Origin of the sequence: Bacillus sp. MHSD_36 (assembly GCF_030757775.1) — a bacterium.
In the GTDB taxonomy this organism is placed as follows: Bacteria; Bacillota; Bacilli; order Bacillales; family Bacillaceae_G; genus Bacillus_A.
Genome location: NZ_JAVBIS010000004.1, coordinates 38,856 through 57,203, shown reverse-complemented (window position 1 = coordinate 57,203; position 18,348 = coordinate 38,856). Strand labels below are relative to the sequence as shown.

Sequence of the window (18,348 nt, the reverse complement as noted above, 5' to 3'; positions counted from 1 at the left end):
GACTCAGGTAAATTATTTTTACCAAGACCAACTTTTTAGTGAGAAAGGAGGGAATGTCATGTCTTCATTTCAATTGCCAAAGCTTTCATATGACTATGATGAACTAGAGCCATATATCGATAGCGACACACTTTCTATCCATCACGGAAAACACCATGCAACATACGTAAAAAACTTGAATGCCGCTTTAGAAAACTATACGGAATTACATAATAAATCTTTAGAAGAGTTACTATGTAATTTAGAAACTTTACCAAAGGAAATTGTTACAGCTGTCAGAAATAACGGTGGTGGACATTATTGTCATAGCTTTTTTTGGGAAGTAATGAGCCCACGAGGTGGCGGCGAACCTAATGGAGACGTTGCAAAAGTAATTGATTATTATTTCAATACCTTTGACAACTTAAAAGATCAACTGTCCAAAGCAGCAATTAGCCGTTTTGGAAGTGGCTATGGGTGGCTTGTCCTTGATGGTGCAGAACTTACTGTTATGAGTACACCTAATCAAGATACACCTCTGCAAGAAGGGAAGACTCCATTACTCGTCATCGATGTATGGGAACACGCCTATTATTTAAAGTATCAAAATCGGCGTCCAGAATTTGTTACCAATTGGTGGCATACAGTGAACTGGGACCAGGTAAATGAAAAGTATTTACAAGCAATTCAATCACAAAAGCATTAGTCGTGCGTATAAGGTAAGTTTGGTAATGTAAAATTAGTATTGTCGAAATCCTCCAGGATCCCCCGGATTGCCACCGGGGGATTTATGATTATTTCATTGCATGCATGTAATAACTTAATACTTGTTCTATCTCTATTTTCAACTCCCGGAACGGGAATCCTAATTCACTAGCTTTTCCATTATGTAATGTACAATTAATTACTTCATTATAAGGCGCTACATGATCTCCTACCTCTTGAACGAGTGCCTTTATTCCCGTATTTTCTTCTATGAAATGAATCATTTCTCTAGTAGAAACTACTCCGTTACTACAAGCATTAATTGGCCCTTCTATGTCCTTCATCCCGCACCAAGCTAAAAATTCCCCTGCTTCTTTCTCATGTATAAATGACAGCTCCCCATCTAAATGCTTCACCGTGATAGGCTCTTGCCACACAATATGTTCAACGTAAAATTGTAACCTTTTCGTATAATCATTTTCTCCAATAACAACTGGAAAACGCACTGCAACAACCGGAAATGTTGCTTGTTGAAATACAGCAGCTTCAGCTAATCGCTTGCCTTCACCATAAGTAAAATCCTTCCTATTCCCATACGTAATGGCATACTCATACGGATTAAAGTTCTCTTCTAACAAGCCTATTGCTGGCTCGTAAACAGCCATTGAAGATGTCATAACATATTTCTTCGTTTTCCCTCGTAACACTTCACATATTATCTTCGCCGCATTCGAGCTATAGCATAAATTATCGTATACAATATCATAACTTTTATCTTCTAGACGCTCTGTTAGTTGTTTTTCATCTTCTCTATCTACAATCAGTCTTTTCACTCTACTTCCAAAGAAATCTTCCATAATTCCTCTCGTCGCAATCGTTACATCGTGCCCATCTTGCAAAAGCGCTTCTACTAAATGTTTACCAAAAAATCTTGTTCCCCCTAGCACCAATACTTTTTTCAACTTCATCATCCCCATTTTAATAAATTGTAAAATACTACCTCTCTATTATAAGTGCTAACATATAAAAGCATGGAATTCGTTTAACGATTCCATGCTTTTCTACAAAAAATATATTAACGTACTCGATATTTATAAATACAATAACAGAAGTATAAAATAGAAATTACAGATACATAAACCCATAATTCATATACGAACCCCTCGCCCCATACTCCCATAAAATAAAAGAGTGAAGGTAACGTCAATGTTACCCATGATTGTACGAAAGCAATTCTTCCAAGATATTGATTGATATTCTTTTTTTGTGTATTTAATACAAAAAATAAATACCAAAGTAATGCCCACATAAACCACGTTAAGGCATTCACAACATCATGGAATTGAACAAATGAAACAACCATATAGAATAAAGCAATAATTGCTACCCAAATACAGAACCACCCTAGACCGCTACTATCCATTCCTTTTATAAAAGTAACACCTACATATAAATAGGTTAATCCAAATAAGAAAGTAGCTGCATATGAATATACCGTCCAATTGCTTTGGTCAGAAATCATGATCAAATAGAACGGAATAATAATTTGTAGTGCACCCACAAATAAATTAAAAACACCCGCACTTTTCATCTCTGCTTTTCCTAATATAACAAGACTATTTAAAAATAACGCTGCACCCGAAAGTAATAATCCTACGTAACCCATATATATTCGTGTGAAAGTCTTTCCCTTTCACACTTTTAACCTCCCCACAATATAAAGTGATTCTTTATTATTTTTCTTCCTATTTAAAACTACATACATAATTTTCAATCTAAATAAGTCAGACTTCCTACCTTGAAGAACACCAAATTTAAAACGCTTTCAATCATAAATAACCCCATCAGAACATTAATAGGATTCCTTGATTATAAACGTACTCTAACCATGACACAAGTATTGATGTTATTTTAGATATTACGTTTTTTATTTCTATAAAAATTAATAGGATAATGCATTTTTTCTATCTCACCCTACTAATTTCTCACATGGAGTATTATAGAATGAGCTAGTCAGTAATACATTCATCTTTATAAGATAATCCTATTACTGACCTAAACTTTCATAGTCAATATTGATAGTTCCTCATCCCTAATAATTACTATTTATCATAAATATCATTCGGATTAATTGTAGGAATAAATCCATTTATAGAACTATATTTTTTAGATACGGTATTTGGAGTAACGGTAAACGTTACAATCTTATTACTTTGTTGTTTAAAATAGCGCATCCAATTTTGACTCCATTCATCTTTCGTAATAACTTGTTTATTGAAGTCTTCCCACAATACACCATGTATAAAATTCAAGGATGTATTTTTGATTGTGTCGAATCCCCAATTCTGTATAAGAAGCAAATCAGAATCAACACTTTTTATTTCTTTTAATAAATTTACATATGCTTCGCGAAATTTCCCTTGTGTAACTGGCTGATCATAAAAATAGTCATCAATATCACCAGCCGTATCTAAAAACACTCCGTCTATTCCTTTTCCAATAACTTGCTGTTTCACCTTATTTACAACAATCCGACGGTAATGTTCATCAGCTAAATTCATAATATATGTATCCCACTGCTCAACCTTCATTTTCTTACCGTCTCGATAATAATAGTCTGATTCAACTACTTGCGATTTATGCCACGATTCTAATTCTAAAACACTAACATACCCAAGGACTACTGTTCCTGATTTTTTTAATTGCTGAACTTGCCCTTTCGTAAATGCGTATGGCTCTATAATAACCATGTCATACTTTGAAAGTCTCTCAATTACTTGCTCATTTGCTTCGCCATAATAAATTTTATAACTTCGTACATTTTTTAAAACTGGTTCCACGACATTTGCCTGTGCGGATGTACTTGAGGAAAAAATAAAAGAAAATATAGCTAAAAAGCATATGGAACGTTTCCACTCCATAATAATATTACCCCCTATAAAACTGTAATTTTCTATCGTTTTAAATGTTAATACAAGTATAGTAATACAATAACATTTTACATTTTTTCAAAGTCGATCTTTAATAAAAATTCCAATAAATACAATACATTAACAAAAATTAGAATTTATTTCACTTGAATTTACTACATCTCTGTTGATAAAATGATTTGGGCTTCATATATTATATATTTTAAAATAATTCTTTTAAATTATGTATTTTATTTCAGTGTACTATTCCTCAAAATTAAATTTGCAAACGAAAGAAGGGATTTTTTATGCACTATAGACAATCTAATTTATTACAAAAAATGATTGAACCTACGATTCTCTTTATTGCTCTATTTTTTCTCTCAATACTAACTGATTTTCTAACACCAACGTATGAATACTTCTTACTCTTATTTATTACATTAATTATTTCTAGCCGGTATGGCATATCTATCGCCCTTTTCACCTTTCTAGAAGCAATGATTTATATTTTTGTAAGCGGTATATATAAAGAAGATGATATATTACTGTACTTTTATTCATTAGATTACTGGATTAATTGGATTTTCTTACTTGTTATTAGTTTATGTTGTGGACTAATGAGTACTGCACAAAAAGAACGGTATGAAGATGTACATATGATAAATAATGAGCTAAAAGCCGAAAATAAAGAATTAAAGTATGTTGTGAAACAATTGGATGAAACACGTATTACACTACGTTCTCGTGTACTTGAATCAAATAATCACTTATCTAAAATGTATCATATGTTTAAAGCTTTAAATCATACACATCCTGAAATTGTACTCGATGAAGGAATAAATGTATTAAAAATGTATTTCGGAGCAAAAAAAATTGGTATCTATCACGTCGATAACAATAAACAATCACTTCGTATTAAATTAAGAGCAGAAACTGGTAAACATACATTACCTCAATCCATTTTTGTTAAAAATGCTTCGCTAGTCATCAAAAATGCTCTAGCGCATAATCGACCTTTCTTCCGTACAGAAGAGGATTTTCAAGACGCTCCACTCTTAGTTGGTCCCGTCCTATTCCAAGATGATGTACAATACGTCATTATATTAGACGAAATTAAATTTTCAAAAGTAACTTCTGAGCAATTCGAACTTTTCACATGGTATTTACGCTGGATGGGCGATCGTTTACAAAACGCTTCTAATCTTTGGCTATCAAGTCAAAAGGATCGTACATTCCCTAAAACGAGCATTTATTATGAAGATGAATTTGAACATTTACTAAAAATAGAAAAGAAACGTTACGAAACATTATCTTATCCATATTCCTATTTTGAATTTACTGTTCCACAAGATTCCTTAGAAATGATAAATTCTATTTTAAAAGATCATTTACGAGATATTGATATATTCGGTTATAGCATGACCAAACAAAAAGTTATGATTCTATTACCTGGCACTGAGGAAAAGTTTTTATTACCAGTCCAAACTCGTATACAAAACGCTCTTTCTTCTAAAGGAGTGATATTCTAATGATTTTACTCCTTCTTTACTTTATTTATGCTATTTTGGTTTTTCTTTTATTTCGATTTACGAAAGGTTTGATTACTGAAGATAAGAAAGGAATTATTGAATTTTGCTTGATTATCTCTCTCCTTTTCCCGCTTGTCGGACTTATTGTATCAGCAATCATGTTATTACTGAATATAAGACGCTCCAAAACCGAGTGGTTACAGCAATACTCTGAGTATGTTTCCTTTCAAGTTGATCATTATGAAGATATTTTGGCAGCTGCAAAACAAGATATGGACCTAATTTCATTTTCTTCTGGATTAGAACTAGATAAGCCTGAATTACATAAACAACTCATTGTACAGTTAAGCTCCTCCTCTATTTCCAATGAAGGAGGCTTATTGAAAGAAGCCATTCACCATAAAGATCCTGAAACTGTACATTACGCAGCAACTACTATTAATTTACTAAATGAACGGTACGAAAAACAGATCGAGTACTTAAATAAGCAATTTCTACAAAATCCACAAAATGAAATTGCAAAAGAGTTGGTTTCTAACTATTTAAGATATATAGACAGTGGTCTTCTTTCTAATCAGCAAAAGGAAAAAATAATCGCTGAATTTATGAATTTTATTACACAAATTGTAGAACTATTCCCTACCGAACCTCTTTACCCTTTCCACCTTGGAAATCTGTTTCTACATACAAAACAATATGCAAAGTCTGAAGAACAATTTTTAAATCTTATTCATTTCTATCCTGAATCATATTACGGTTACGTTGGGTTACTTGAAATATATTATGAGCAAAAGTTATGGGATGAGCTCTATGACTTAATCAATAATCTAGCAGCTGCAAAAAGAGTTCATATACTACCGCGTAAATATCAATTATTTGTAAGGCAGTTTGGAGGCGCACACATTGAAAAAGGGGATTAATGTATATATCGGAATTGTTAGTATCATTTTATTTCTCTTAATTATATCTATCCTTATATATCGAACAGAAAATTTCTATCAAAAGTTTTCTGTTCCTAAAACTAAAGAAACAGATACTGTTAAAACACTCAAAGCAAAAGATGTAGCTCAAAATGGACAGAAAATGCAATTATACGTTTTAAAAACGGATAATACATTAGGGCAACAAGTCGAATTTAATACGAAAAAAGCAATGGATTACGCACACCTACACTATAAAGATATTACAGCTAATGAAATTAAGGGACTTACTCCCTCTCCCTATACAGGGATTATTATTACAGGTGAAATAATGGCGCAACTTCCACAAACTGATATTCAAAACTTTGTGCAAATGGGCGGAAGGATTATTATCGCAAACCGACTTGATTCAGATCCTTCCTGGAACACATTATTTGGTATTACAAAAAAAGAAGGCTTCAAAGATGTAAAAGGATTAACCTTTGAAGAAGTTTTATTCCCTGGTTATCCCGATCTCTCAAGTTCTTCTCCATTGTTTACTCATAGCTCAATGAATATTACGCTAGATGAGAATACAACTAACACTTGGATTACGGCAGAAGATACCCCCATCCTTTGGACCAATGACTACGGTGAGGGAAAGGTCTTATATTGGAATACAACAGCATTGAACGATAAATTAGGTAGAGGTATGTTCGTTCAATCACTGGGTACTATTTTTCCGACTTTCGCTACAGCACAACTTGGCGCGGAGATTATGTATATCGATGACTTCCCATCTCCAATTCCAAGTGGAGAACTAAAAAACTTAACAACAGAAAAAATTTCTGTTGAAGAATTTTATAAAAAACATTGGTGGAAAAATATGAAGGATATCTCTGAAGGGCTTGATATTAAATATACGGGCGTTGCAATTGGAACATATCAAAATAAAGTAACACCACCTTTTGAAGATTTCACAAGTAAAAATAGAAATACCTATTTATTATTTGGTAGAGAATTATTAAGTCACGGTGGAGAAATCGGTATTCATGGCTATAACCATCAACCTTTATTATTACCACCAGACCCAGTAGATAAAGCACTTGAGTATGTTCCATGGAATTCAAAAGAGGATATGGAGAGCTCCTTAGATGCTTTACAAAAACTCGTGTATAACTTCTTTCCAAACGAAAAACTAAAAACCTATGTACCACCATCCAATATTATAAATACAACTGGATTAAGTGCATTAAACGACGCAGTTCCAACTATGGAAACAGTTGCTTCTCTATATGTGGGAAGTAAAAGTAACGGCAGTTTAATTCAAGAATTTGGACCAGATGAACACAACAAAAACATTTATCACTTCCCCCGTATTACGAGTGGCTATGCTATCCCAGATGAAGAACAATTTATTTTAGCTGATGTTACCGCAAATTTAGGGGTTATCTCACATTTCGTCCATCCAGATGATATCCTTGACGAAAAACGCTCGGGTAATCTAACATGGGAAGAATTATTTAAAGCTTATAAAACGACAATTAAAGAAATACGTGAAAGATATCCTTATATAAAAAGTATGACACAAAGCGAAGCAACTACTTCCATGAAAATTTATCAAACTGGTGATTTAGCTGTTTCTTATGAAGATAATGCTGTTCACATTGCATATAAAGGATTACCAAACCACACTGCAACGATTATACGTGTGGAAGAAGGGAAAAAATTGAAAACCGGTTCATTCCCATACGGCACGGTTACAAAGCTAGATTCACAAATTTATAGCGTTATATTAAAACAAGCTAACGCTACAATTCCAATTAAAGGGGCATAGCAGATGAGAATAGGTTTAGTCGTTGAAGGAAGTTATCCTTTTGTCAGTGGCGGAGTAGCAAGCTGGGTACAAATGATTATCCAGCAATTTAAAGAACATGAATTCACCATTTTTGCGATCGTACCGCAAGTGAAAACAGAAGAGGAATATCAATATGAAATTCCTAATAATGTAAAAGATATAATCATGATTCCCTTACAATCAGAAAGTGACTCAAAACATGTAAAAACCAATTTAACTACTGATGAAGTACAAATACTTCAAAAATGGTTTACATTCCAAGCTAACGACACAGAAGCATTACAAATATTAGGGAACAAGCAAAAGCTAGGAACACTACATTCCTTCTTCGAAAGCCGTGAATTTTATGAAATAGTGAAAGAAAGCTATTTGTATGAAGAAAGTAGTGGTTCTTTCTTAAATTACTTTTGGATGTGGAGATCTATGTTCACACCAATCATTCAAATTTTACAAATTGATTTTCCTGAATTAGATATTATCCATTCTGTATCTACAGGATATGGTGGGCTTCTTGGAGCTGCAATTGGTGCCAAGTCTGACATACCATTTATTCTAACAGAGCATGGTATTTATTCTCGGGAACGTGAAGAGGAAATACTCCAATCAACTTGGATACCAATCGAATACAAAAAAAGATGGGTTTCTTTCTTCCATCATTTATCTCACCAAGCATATGAACAAGCTACTGATGTGATTACGTTATTCGGTCGGAATAGTGCATATCAAAAAGAACTAGGTGCTCCGGCCCATAAACTGAAAATTATTCCAAATGGTGTTACTTTATCTGACTATAAAGGGCTACGTAAGCCAAAACATAATTCAGATAAACTCATTATTTCTGCTATTATACGGGTTGTGCCAATTAAAGACGTAAAAACAATGATTTATGCAGCTAAATTATTATTAGAAAAAGATATTCCTTTTATATTCTATTTATTAGGTCCTGATACAGAAGAACCGGAGTACGCCCAAGAATGTCGTGATTTAATTCAGCAACTTGGATTAAAAGAACATGTAATAATGACTGGCAGAGTAAACATTAAAGATTACTTAAAACAAACAGATATTCTCGTATTAACTAGCATATCTGAAGGACAACCACTAGCTATGTTAGAAGGAATGGCATCGGGATTACCATGGGTTGTTACAGACGTTGGTTCTTGTAAGGAGTTAATTTATGGACAAGATAAAGATCCTTACGGCCAATGTGGCTTTGTTGTACCACCTGTATCTCCTGAACAAGTTGCCACCCACTTAGAATGGTATTATCGCCACCCTGAATCCATTCAGCAATTCGGAAACAATGGGCGTAATCGTATTGAAGCATATTATCAATTATCAGGTGTTGTTGATAGTTATCGTAAGCTTTATTTAGAAAGGGGTGTGAAAACATGGCAGGTATAGGATTTCGATTACAAAAATTATTTCAGGAAGACTACTATTCTTCAAGGATAAAAGCTTATGGATTTTCGTTATTTGTTACAGCTGGCCCTTGGTTAGTCGTTATTTTAGCAGTAACAACTATTCGATTCATTTTGAGTTTATTTCATTCTATTTCAATTGAAGAACAGCGCCTTTTCACTATTTCAATTTCATATTGCTTTATTTTTTCTCAAATTATTTACGGAGCATTGCAGCTCATTGTAACTAGATATGTAGCTGACCTTTTATACGAACAAAAAGCTGATAAAGTATTTTCTTCATTTTTAGGAATGACGAAGATCACACTTTTTTTAGCTATTATGTTATGGCTTTTATTTGCATTTTTCACACCATTAGCTTTATATTATAAAATCGTGATGCTGCTTTTATTTTTAGCTTTAAATATTATCTGGATTCAGTCCATTTATTTAACAGCAGCTAAAGATTATCAATCAATTGCACTGGCATTTTTAACCGGATCCATTTTTTCCCTATTAGGAATTATCCTAATAGCTTACTGGCACCCTACACTTGGGTTAGAACATGGATCTGCCCTATTGCTTTTAATTTCTTTTACAATTGGTACTTTCATTACACTAGTATGGTTAAGTATCGTTATTGTACGAATGTTTCCAAATAGTGATGCTACTGAACAATTTACCTTTCTTTCTTATTTAGATAAATATCCAGAGTTATTTTGGTCAAGCCTATTTTACAATGTGGGTATTTGGGTATGTAATTTTGTTATTTGGTTTGGAGACGGTCGTGGAAATATTGAAGACACATTTATTTATCATCAAATTTATGATACTTCTGTTTTCTGGGCGTATTTAAGTATTATCCCAACCTATATTTTCTTTGTAGTATCTATTGAAACCAGGTTTTATGAAAGATATAAAAAGTTCTTCGGTTCGGTAAACAATGGCGGAACATTAAATACGCTTTTACAATTGAAAGATTCCATGAACTTTGTCTTAAAGCAGGAAATGGAACGTATACTTCGTAATCAAGGTATTTTTTCCTTACTTATTATTTTTATAATATGGATGTTTAGTTCGCAATCTGGAAACACAACACTTAATTACTCTATTCTGCAACTAACTATAGTTGGTGCTTATGCAAATGGAATGGTGCTCGTTATTACATTGCTACTCCTATACTTTGAGGATCGTAAAGGGGCATTTCGAACATCAGCTATTTTCTTTTTTGCAAACTTGTTATTAAGCCTTATCCTGCTTCCATTTGGATTCAATGGTTACGGCATTAGTTTTGCAGTTGGATCCTCTATTACATTCCTATATGCTATTTCTAGGCTCTTTACTTACATTAAAGATATTGATTATTATACATTTTGCCAGTCAAATATTCCTATAAAACAGCGGACCTTTTTTACCAAATTAGCTAATAAACTTAACGGGAAATAAATACAAAAATGACCTTTGCTCATGCAAAGGTCATTTTTTGTATCTACATATTAAACTTCCAAATAGCCATTTTTATTATTTGATTGCCATCTCCAAGAATCTGCACACATTTCTTCTAATCCACGTTTTGCTTCCCATCCTAGTTCACGTTTTGCTTTTGATGCATCTGCAAAACATATTGCCACATCACCAGGACGACGCTCTGTAATTTTATAAGGAACTTTTTTTCCTGAAACCCTTTCAAAAGCTTCAACCATCTCTAGTACACTATACCCTGTACCTGTGCCCAGATTATAAGCATCTACTCCTGTTGTATTCAGTACTTTCTCTAGCGCTTTTACGTGACCTTTTGCTAAGTCTACAACATGTATGTAATCACGGATGCCTGTTCCATCTTTCGTTGGGTAGTCATTTCCAAATACACTTAATTCTTTTAACTTACCTACTGCCACTTGTGTGACATATGGCATTAAGTTATTTGGAATTCCATTTGGATCCTCTCCAATACGTCCACTTTCATGTGCACCAAATGGGTTGAAATAGCGAAGTAACGCGATACTCCATTCTGTATCCGCAAATGCTACATCACGCATAATTTGCTCAATCATTAATTTCGTTTGACCATACGGATTTGTTGCACTTAATGGAAACTCCTCTGTAATCGGTGACGTTTCCGGGATACCATATACAGTTGCAGATGAACTAAAAATCATCTTCTTTACATTATGTTTCTGCATTACTTCACATAGCACTAACGTGCTCGTAATGTTGTTATGATAATATGTTAATGGAATTGCTACTGATTCCCCTACAGCTTTAAATCCTGCAAAGTGAATAACTGCTTCGATTGCATTTTCTTCAAAAATTGCGTCAAGTGCTTCTTGATTTAAAACATCTTCTTTATAAAACTTAAATTGTTTTCCTGTTATTTCTTTCACTCGATTTATAGATTCTACCGAGCTATTCGAAAGATTATCAACTACTATAATTTCGTAACCACTATTTAGTAATTCTACACATGTATGACTACCAATATATCCTGCTCCACCTGTTACAAGTATTGCCATAATTATAGTCCTCCATATTTCATTCATTATAAACTTCTCAAAGTATATCACATATTTCTTATCCTATGTTTAATATGCGAACACATAAACTTACATTTTATCCCATAATAATTTTATAACATATACGATTCCAAGCAAGTAATAAGAAAAACGCCACATAATTTTTATTATATGGCGTTTTTCTTATTAAATTACGTAACAATATACACTTAGAAAATGTGCAAGACTACCTAATAATACAAAAACGTGAAAAATTTCATGATGTCCCATATATTTAAACTCTAGCCATTTTGGCTTTGTTCCATAAATAAATCCACCAATTGTATAAAAAATGCCCCCAAGTACTAAGAAAACAATGCCTCCTGCACTTAAATTCTCAGCTAACGGTGCAAAGAATAAAACAATTAACCAACCCATCGTAATATAAATTGCTGTCGATAACCATCTTGGACAATTAAACCAAAACATTTTAAACACAATGCCACAAATCGCAGTTGCATAGACTAAACAAAATAATAGTAAACCACTTGCTGAATTTAATGTAATTAAGCAAAAGGGTGCATATGTACCTGCAATTAATATAAAAATCATAGAATGATCTAGCTTCCTAAAGAAGTAAATAACACGTTCATTGGCCACAACACTATGATATACAGCTGACGCCGTATAAAGGACCATCATTCCAATACCAAACAAAATAACAGCTGTAATTGCAGCAAATGATGGCATCTTGATAGAAACTTTCACAAGCATAGCTAATAAGGCAATAAATGATAATATTGCTCCACCTAAGTGAGTAAATGCATTAACTGGTTCCCTTACATAAGTATTCATAATAACACCCCTTATATAATTACATGTAGTTTCTATAACTACATGTAATTATATACATATTTCTTTTTGAGGTCAACATTTACAATTCATTTGTTTCGTAATACCATATTTAAAGATATATTAGACATTAAGTTCCACTAAGTTATAAAAGTGAGGGATTCTACGTGGAAAATATAAATGAATTACTTGAGACATTGCATTTAGAAAAAAATATTAAACTTGAGGATATTCCAAATGTTGACTTATATGTAGATCAAGTTGTCCAACTATTTGAGAATACTTATGCAGATACAACGAGAACTGACGATGAAAAAGTATTAACAAAAACGATGATTAATAATTACGCAAAAGGGAAACTATTCATCCCTATCAAAAATAAAAAGTATTCAAAAGAGCATATGATTTTAATTAGCCTAATTTATCAATTAAAAGGTGCTCTTTCCATTAATGACATAAAAAGTTCATTAGAAACTATAAATGACTCATTATTAAATGATGATTCATTCGAATTAAATACGTTATACAAAAATTATCTTGCTCTTACTGAAAGCAATATCGAAAGCTTTAAACAAGACGTAAATAACCGTGTTACAGAAGTAAATGAGATTTCTTCCTTAGAAGATACAAAACTAGAAAAATTTTTACTACTAACGTCCTTCGTGACTATGAGTAATATGTATAGACGTTTAGCGGAGCAACTAGTGGATGATTTAAAAGAATGATAAATAAAAAACTATCCACCTATTAAAGTGGATAGTTTTTTATTTACTTAATTGCTTCATGAACTTTTAGTTGTTTCCCTTTAATCGTTGTAGTCTTCATGACTTTCAAGACAAGGGGTCCTTTTCCATTTAATATTTCAACGTAAGAAACATTATCTTGTATCGTAATAATGCCTATATCTTCTGCTGTAACACCTTTAATTTTAGCAATTGTACCGACGAAATCTACCGCCCTAATTTTCTTTTTCTTCCCACCATTAAAGTACAGCTTCATAATACCTTTATTGATGTCTGCATTTTTATCTTTCTTTATAATTGGTTTAGCATGTATCTTTTCTTCAAATGCAGCTTTCTCTTTCATAACTTCTTCTTTTGAAGGTCCAATTGCCTTTGGAACTTTAAAGCCAATATACTTCTCAATCTCTTCTAAAAATCTATTTTCATATGGTGTTATAAATGTAATGGCTTTTCCACTATTTCCAGCCCGTCCCGTTCTTCCAGTACGATGTACATAGCTTTCCTTTTCAAGTGGAATATCATAATTAATAACATGTGTAATATTATCAATATCAATTCCCCTCGCGGCCACGTCTGTTGCTACTAAATAACGGAATTTTCCTTTTCTAAAATCATCCATGACTTCAAAACGATCTTCTTGTACCATACCACCATGTATTTTGTCACAAGGATAGTTAGCTCGGTTTAATTGTCTATATACATGATCCACATTTTCTTGTGTACGGCAGAAAATAATACAACTATCCGGATTCTCAATCGTTGTTACATCTTTAAGTAGTGAAAGCTTCTCGTCTTCTATCACCTCAAAAAGAGTATGTTCAATTTTATCCGTCGTAATACCAGCCGCTTTAATTTCAATATGAGTTGGTGAATTCATATATGTACGAGACAATTTCTCAACATCTTCTGGGAGTGTTGCTGAAAATAACATTGTCATTCTTTTTGTAGGTAATTCATCAATAATTGCCTCTACTTGATCGATAAAGCCCATATTTAGCATCTCATCTGCTTCATCAATAACTAAATACTTCAAACACTCTAAAGAAAGGGTACCCTTCTCAATATGATCCAACACACGACCAGGAGTCCCAACTACAATATGTGTCTTTTGCTTTAATTCTAATTTTTGACGTGCAAATGGGGATTTCCCATAAACTGCCGCAGCCTTGATTCTTTTGAATCGACCTATATTTGTAATATCTTCTTTTACCTGTACCGCAAGCTCTCTCGTTGGTGTTAAAACTAATGCTTGTGGTTTATTCTCTTCCCACTCCACCATTTCACAAAGTGGAATACCAAATGAAGCTGTTTTTCCACTTCCAGTTTGTGACTTCACAACAAGATCCTTCTTTTGTAATGCGACTGGAATAACCTCACCTTGTACTTCTGTTGGATGATCATACCCTAACCCAGTAAGCGCCCTTACAATTTCCTTACTTAATTTATAATCAGAAAAACTTTTTTTACTCATATATTAACCTCATTTTATTCTGTATTATTTTCATTTTTATCTTTTGTATACGTTACTATCACCCTACTTATTATACTTGAAACCTCACATAAAAAGGTGAATCATGCCAGATTCATCTTTTTATATAGAAATAAATCTTATCATTTCATATATTGTTCAACTACTTGATAACGTCTTTTACTCGTATTGTTAGCATTAACCTTTTCATAGTATCCTACATCCACTCAAAAAAATAAAAAGAATACAACCTTGTATAATTATCTTAATTATTCAACCTTTTTTATAAACGAACAATACAAATGAAAAAATATTTTAAATTCGTTTTTAACGTTGTTTTTCAGATATAAAATCTACTTTTTTAAAAAATGTTAAGAAATCCTTTGACTTCTTAATGAAAATAATGTAAATTATCCTATGGACGAACATTTTTTATTAATAAAAATAAAATATTCGTATTTTAGGGGTGTAAATGATGGAAAACGTATTCGACTATGAAGATATTCAATTAATTCCTGCAAAATGTATTGTGAACAGCCGCTCTGAATGTGATACAACTGTCACTTTAGGTAAACATAAATTTAAATTACCTGTCGTACCTGCAAATATGCAAACGATTATTGATGAAAGAATCGCAACTTACTTAGCTGAAAACAATTATTTCTATATCATGCATCGTTTCCAACCAGAGAAACGAATCTCATTCATTAGAGATATGCAATCACGTGGATTAATCGCTTCTATTAGCGTTGGTGTAAAAGAAGACGAATATGAATTCGTACAGCAATTAGCTACTGAACAACTTACACCTGAATACATCACGATTGATATTGCGCATGGACATTCTAATGCTGTGATCAACATGATTCAACATATTAAAAAACATTTACCAGAAAGCTTCGTTATCGCTGGAAACGTTGGAACTCCAGAAGCGGTAAGAGAATTAGAAAACGCTGGTGCTGACGCAACAAAAGTTGGTATTGGACCTGGTAAAGTTTGTATTACTAAAATTAAAACAGGCTTTGGAACTGGCGGTTGGCAACTAGCTGCACTTCGCTGGTGTGCAAAAGCTGCAAGTAAGCCAATTATCGCTGACGGTGGTATTCGTACACACGGTGACGTAGCTAAATCTATTCGATTTGGGGCGACTATGGTTATGATCGGTTCTCTATTCGCTGGTCATGAAGAGTCTCCAGGGGAAACAATCGAAAAAGAAGGCAAACTTTATAAAGAGTATTTTGGTTCAGCTTCTGAATTCCAAAAAGGCGAAAAGAAAAACGTTGAAGGTAAGAAAATGTTCGTTGAGCATAAAGGTTCTTTAGAAGACACTTTAATCGAAATGGAACAAGATCTTCAATCTTCTATCTCTTACGCTGGTGGAACAAAATTAGACTCAATTCGTACTGTAGATTATGTAGTCGTGAAAAACTCTATTTTCAACGGTGATAAAGTATATTAATTTTTAAATTTAACTCGAAGGACAAGCAGTTTTATACTTGTCCTTCTTTTTCATATATAGAAATGTAAAATATTTTCATTTTACTGAATTTTCTAGTATCATGTTTTTATATACTTATAATAAGGGGGATATAAAATATGAAAGATGTAATTGAGAAACGCCATATTCGCGCAGAAGTTCCTACTGAATTAACATGGGACCTCTCTGATTTATACGAATCTGATAAAGAGTGGGAAACTGCATTACGTGTATTAACAGACGATGTAAAAAAACTTGATGTGTTTAAAGGGCAATTACACACTAGCCCCACTACTTTATTACATTGCCTACTTTTAGAAGAAGAGCTTCAAATGAAGTTAACAAAATTATACTCCTACGCAAATTTAAAAGAATCTACCGACCGTACAAATCCAGTTGTTCAAGCAAACTCCTCCAAAATTGCAGCTTTATGGACAAAAGTACATACTGCACTATCCTTTATCCGTAATGAAATCCTCTTATTTGACGAAGGAATGATTGAAAAATATTTAACAGAAGAAATCAAACTTGAACCTTTCCGTAAATCATTACTAGACATACTACAAAAAAGGCAGCACACGCTCTCTCCTGAAACAGAAGAAGCTCTTGCTGCACTTGGCGAAGTACATAGTTCTCCGTACAAAATTTACGGTATGACTAAATTAGCCGATATGGATTTTAACTCCATACAAGATGAACAAGGAAACGAACTCCCTGTATCGTTTGCATTATTTGAAAGCAAATATGAGTTTTCTCCAAGCGCAGACATACGTAGGAAAGCATACTCATCATTTGTTTCCACCTTGAAACGATATAAGAATACAGTGGCAACAACATATGCGACTGAAGTAAAAAAACAAGTGACACTTTCTCGCTTACGCAAATTTAAATCTGTTACTCATATGCTTTTAGAACCTCAAAAAGTTCCACTTGAAATGTATAACAATCAACTTGATATTATATACAAGGAATTAGCGCCTCATATGCGACGTTTTGCAGATTTAAAAAAGAAAGTATTAGGACTCGATGAAATGCTGTTCTGCGACTTACACGCACCTTTAGATCCCGAATTTAATCCAGCAATTACTTACGAAGAAGCAGGAAAACTCATTCAAAACTCTTTACAAGTACTCGGGGATGAATATAGTTCCATTATCGAAAAAGGATTCAAAGAAAGATGGGTCGATCTTGCAGATAACATAGGGAAATCAACAGGGGCATTTTGTTCAAGTCCATATGGTTCTCATCCATATATTTTAATTACATGGCAAAATACGATGCGTGGCTGCTTTACATTAGCTCATGAATTTGGGCATGCTGGTCATTTTTATTTAGCAAATAAAAACCAGCGTATTATGAATGTACGTCCATCTATGTACTTCGTTGAAGCACCATCTACAATGAATGAATTACTATTAGCCCAGCATTTATTAGCGACGAATGACGATAAGAGAATGCGCAGATGGGTAATCCTGCAACTACTTGGCACATATTATCACAACTTTGTTACTCACTTACTTGAGGGAGAATATCAAAGGAGGGTATACACGCTAGCAGAAAAAGGAGAAGCACTTACAGCTACAACTTTAACTGAAATAAAAACAAATGTAATTTCCACATTCTGGGGGAATTCTGTAGAAATTGACGAAGGTGCTGGCTTAACTTGGATGCGCCAACCTCATTATTATATGGGCTTATATTCTTACACCTATTCCGCAGGCCTTACGGCATCTACTGCGGTAGCTCAAATGATTAAAGAGGAAGGGCAACCTGCTGTTGATCGTTGGTTAGATGTACTTCGTGCTGGTGGTACAATGAAACCACTTGAATTAATGAAACATGCAGGGGTAGATATGTCAAAACCAGATGCAATCCGCAAAGCTGTTTCTTACGTCGGTTCCTTAATTGATGAATTAGAGAGCTCTTATCAAGAATAAAGTGAAACTTTAATCAGTGGGGAGTGTCCATCCCCCACTGATTATTAGTTGAACCAATCGGGCTTTTACGGGCAGTTGATTCCCTACCTAACTTCTT

At 33.4% G+C, this 18,348-nt stretch carries 15 protein-coding genes; 9 read left to right on the top strand and 6 right to left on the bottom strand.

Features of this window, described 5'->3' with window-relative positions; translation table 11 throughout:
- The first annotated feature begins 58 nt into the window (after positions 1 to 58).
- Entirely contained in the window at positions 59 to 685 is a 627-nt protein-coding gene (gene sodA, locus Q9B79_RS17515) for a superoxide dismutase [Mn] (RefSeq protein ID WP_306186261.1), read from the top strand.
- 88 nt (positions 686 to 773) lie between these two features.
- On the opposite strand, the gene Q9B79_RS17510 is transcribed toward sodA, so the two are convergent.
- The 3 genes from Q9B79_RS17510 to Q9B79_RS17500 form a co-directional block, all read right to left on the bottom strand.
- The gene (locus Q9B79_RS17510; protein WP_306186260.1) at positions 774 to 1,655 is read right to left on the bottom strand and encodes an NAD-dependent epimerase/dehydratase family protein; all 882 of its coding nucleotides are present in this window, start codon (positions 1,653 to 1,655) and stop codon (positions 774 to 776) included.
- Positions 1,656 to 1,759: 104 nt separating this feature from the next.
- Positions 1,760 to 2,350 carry an AmiS/UreI family transporter gene (locus tag Q9B79_RS17505; protein WP_000542569.1) on the bottom strand — a complete coding sequence of 197 codons (591 nt, stop codon included), beginning with the start codon at positions 2,348 to 2,350 and terminating at the stop codon, positions 1,760 to 1,762.
- 436 nt (positions 2,351 to 2,786) lie between these two features.
- Positions 2,787 to 3,605 carry an endo alpha-1,4 polygalactosaminidase gene (locus Q9B79_RS17500; RefSeq protein ID WP_306186258.1) on the bottom strand — a complete coding sequence of 273 codons (819 nt, stop codon included), beginning with the start codon at positions 3,603 to 3,605 and terminating at the stop codon, positions 2,787 to 2,789.
- Between the two features lie 296 nt (positions 3,606 to 3,901).
- Between Q9B79_RS17500 and Q9B79_RS17495 the strand changes: the two genes are divergently transcribed.
- The 5 genes from Q9B79_RS17495 to pelG are packed head-to-tail and all read left to right on the top strand — an operon-like array spanning position 3,902 to position 10,728.
- Positions 3,902 to 5,125, top strand: coding sequence for a GAF domain-containing protein (locus Q9B79_RS17495; RefSeq protein WP_306186257.1), 1,224 nt, complete (start codon positions 3,902 to 3,904; stop codon positions 5,123 to 5,125).
- A complete protein-coding gene (locus tag Q9B79_RS17490) occupies positions 5,125 to 6,045 on the top strand; it encodes a tetratricopeptide repeat protein (RefSeq protein ID WP_306186256.1) in 921 nt (306 codons plus the stop codon). Before Q9B79_RS17495 ends, Q9B79_RS17490 begins: the two co-directional genes overlap by 1 nt.
- Entirely contained in the window at positions 6,029 to 7,861 is a 1,833-nt protein-coding gene (locus Q9B79_RS17485; RefSeq protein ID WP_306186255.1) for a DUF2194 domain-containing protein, read from the top strand. Before Q9B79_RS17490 ends, Q9B79_RS17485 begins: the two co-directional genes overlap by 17 nt.
- Positions 7,862 to 7,864: 3 nt before the next feature.
- The gene (pelF, locus tag Q9B79_RS17480; RefSeq protein WP_306186254.1) at positions 7,865 to 9,286 is read left to right on the top strand and encodes a GT4 family glycosyltransferase PelF; all 1,422 of its coding nucleotides are present in this window, start codon (positions 7,865 to 7,867) and stop codon (positions 9,284 to 9,286) included.
- On the top strand, positions 9,274 to 10,728 hold the full coding sequence (gene pelG, locus Q9B79_RS17475; RefSeq protein ID WP_306186253.1) for an exopolysaccharide Pel transporter PelG: 1,455 nt from the start codon (positions 9,274 to 9,276) through the stop codon (positions 10,726 to 10,728). The genes pelF and pelG overlap by 13 nt, the downstream gene beginning before the upstream one ends.
- Positions 10,729 to 10,778: 50 nt before the next feature.
- On the opposite strand, the gene galE is transcribed toward pelG, so the two are convergent.
- On the bottom strand, positions 10,779 to 11,795 hold the full coding sequence (galE, locus tag Q9B79_RS17470; RefSeq protein WP_046197944.1) for a UDP-glucose 4-epimerase GalE: 1,017 nt from the start codon (positions 11,793 to 11,795) through the stop codon (positions 10,779 to 10,781).
- 186 nt (positions 11,796 to 11,981) lie between these two features.
- Complete coding sequence (trhA, locus tag Q9B79_RS17465) at positions 11,982 to 12,629, bottom strand: PAQR family membrane homeostasis protein TrhA (protein ID WP_306186251.1); 648 nt, start codon at positions 12,627 to 12,629, stop codon at positions 11,982 to 11,984.
- A gap of 164 nt (positions 12,630 to 12,793) precedes the next feature.
- On the opposite strand from trhA, the gene Q9B79_RS17460 reads away from it, so the two are divergent.
- Positions 12,794 to 13,351, top strand: coding sequence for a DUF1836 domain-containing protein (locus tag Q9B79_RS17460; protein WP_306186250.1), 558 nt, complete (start codon positions 12,794 to 12,796; stop codon positions 13,349 to 13,351).
- Between the two features lie 43 nt (positions 13,352 to 13,394).
- Here the strand turns inward: Q9B79_RS17460 and Q9B79_RS17455 are convergent, their stop codons facing one another.
- The gene (locus Q9B79_RS17455; RefSeq protein ID WP_306186249.1) at positions 13,395 to 14,840 is read right to left on the bottom strand and encodes a DEAD/DEAH box helicase; all 1,446 of its coding nucleotides are present in this window, start codon (positions 14,838 to 14,840) and stop codon (positions 13,395 to 13,397) included.
- Between the two features lie 472 nt (positions 14,841 to 15,312).
- Here Q9B79_RS17455 and guaC point away from each other — a divergent pair, with 472 nt between their 5' ends.
- Positions 15,313 to 16,296: a GMP reductase gene (guaC, locus tag Q9B79_RS17450; RefSeq protein WP_306186248.1), complete on the top strand. Its 984-nt coding sequence runs from the start codon at positions 15,313 to 15,315 to the stop codon at positions 16,294 to 16,296.
- A gap of 137 nt (positions 16,297 to 16,433) precedes the next feature.
- A complete protein-coding gene (gene pepF, locus Q9B79_RS17445; protein ID WP_306186246.1) occupies positions 16,434 to 18,251 on the top strand; it encodes an oligoendopeptidase F in 1,818 nt (605 codons plus the stop codon).
- The last annotated feature ends 97 nt before the right edge of the window (positions 18,252 to 18,348 follow it).

Excerpts from the sequence above, each read along its gene's own strand:
- sodA (WP_306186261.1), top strand. The coding sequence starts at position 59 with ATGTCTTCATTTCAATTGCCAAAGCTTTCATATGACTATGATGAACTA.
- Q9B79_RS17510 (WP_306186260.1), bottom strand. The coding sequence starts at position 1,655 with ATGATGAAGTTGAAAAAAGTATTGGTGCTAGGGGGAACAAGATTTTTT.
- Q9B79_RS17505 (WP_000542569.1), bottom strand. The coding sequence starts at position 2,350 with ATGGGTTACGTAGGATTATTACTTTCGGGTGCAGCGTTATTTTTAAAT.
- Q9B79_RS17500 (WP_306186258.1), bottom strand. The coding sequence starts at position 3,605 with ATGGAGTGGAAACGTTCCATATGCTTTTTAGCTATATTTTCTTTTATT.
- Q9B79_RS17495 (WP_306186257.1), top strand. The coding sequence starts at position 3,902 with ATGCACTATAGACAATCTAATTTATTACAAAAAATGATTGAACCTACG.
- Q9B79_RS17490 (WP_306186256.1), top strand. The coding sequence starts at position 5,125 with ATGATTTTACTCCTTCTTTACTTTATTTATGCTATTTTGGTTTTTCTT.
- pelF (WP_306186254.1), top strand. The coding sequence starts at position 7,865 with ATGAGAATAGGTTTAGTCGTTGAAGGAAGTTATCCTTTTGTCAGTGGC.
- pelG (WP_306186253.1), top strand. The coding sequence starts at position 9,274 with ATGGCAGGTATAGGATTTCGATTACAAAAATTATTTCAGGAAGACTAC.
- galE (WP_046197944.1), bottom strand. The coding sequence starts at position 11,795 with ATGGCAATACTTGTAACAGGTGGAGCAGGATATATTGGTAGTCATACA.
- trhA (WP_306186251.1), bottom strand. The coding sequence starts at position 12,629 with ATGAATACTTATGTAAGGGAACCAGTTAATGCATTTACTCACTTAGGT.
- Q9B79_RS17455 (WP_306186249.1), bottom strand. The coding sequence starts at position 14,840 with ATGAGTAAAAAAAGTTTTTCTGATTATAAATTAAGTAAGGAAATTGTA.
- guaC (WP_306186248.1), top strand. The coding sequence starts at position 15,313 with ATGGAAAACGTATTCGACTATGAAGATATTCAATTAATTCCTGCAAAA.
- pepF (WP_306186246.1), top strand. The coding sequence starts at position 16,434 with ATGAAAGATGTAATTGAGAAACGCCATATTCGCGCAGAAGTTCCTACT.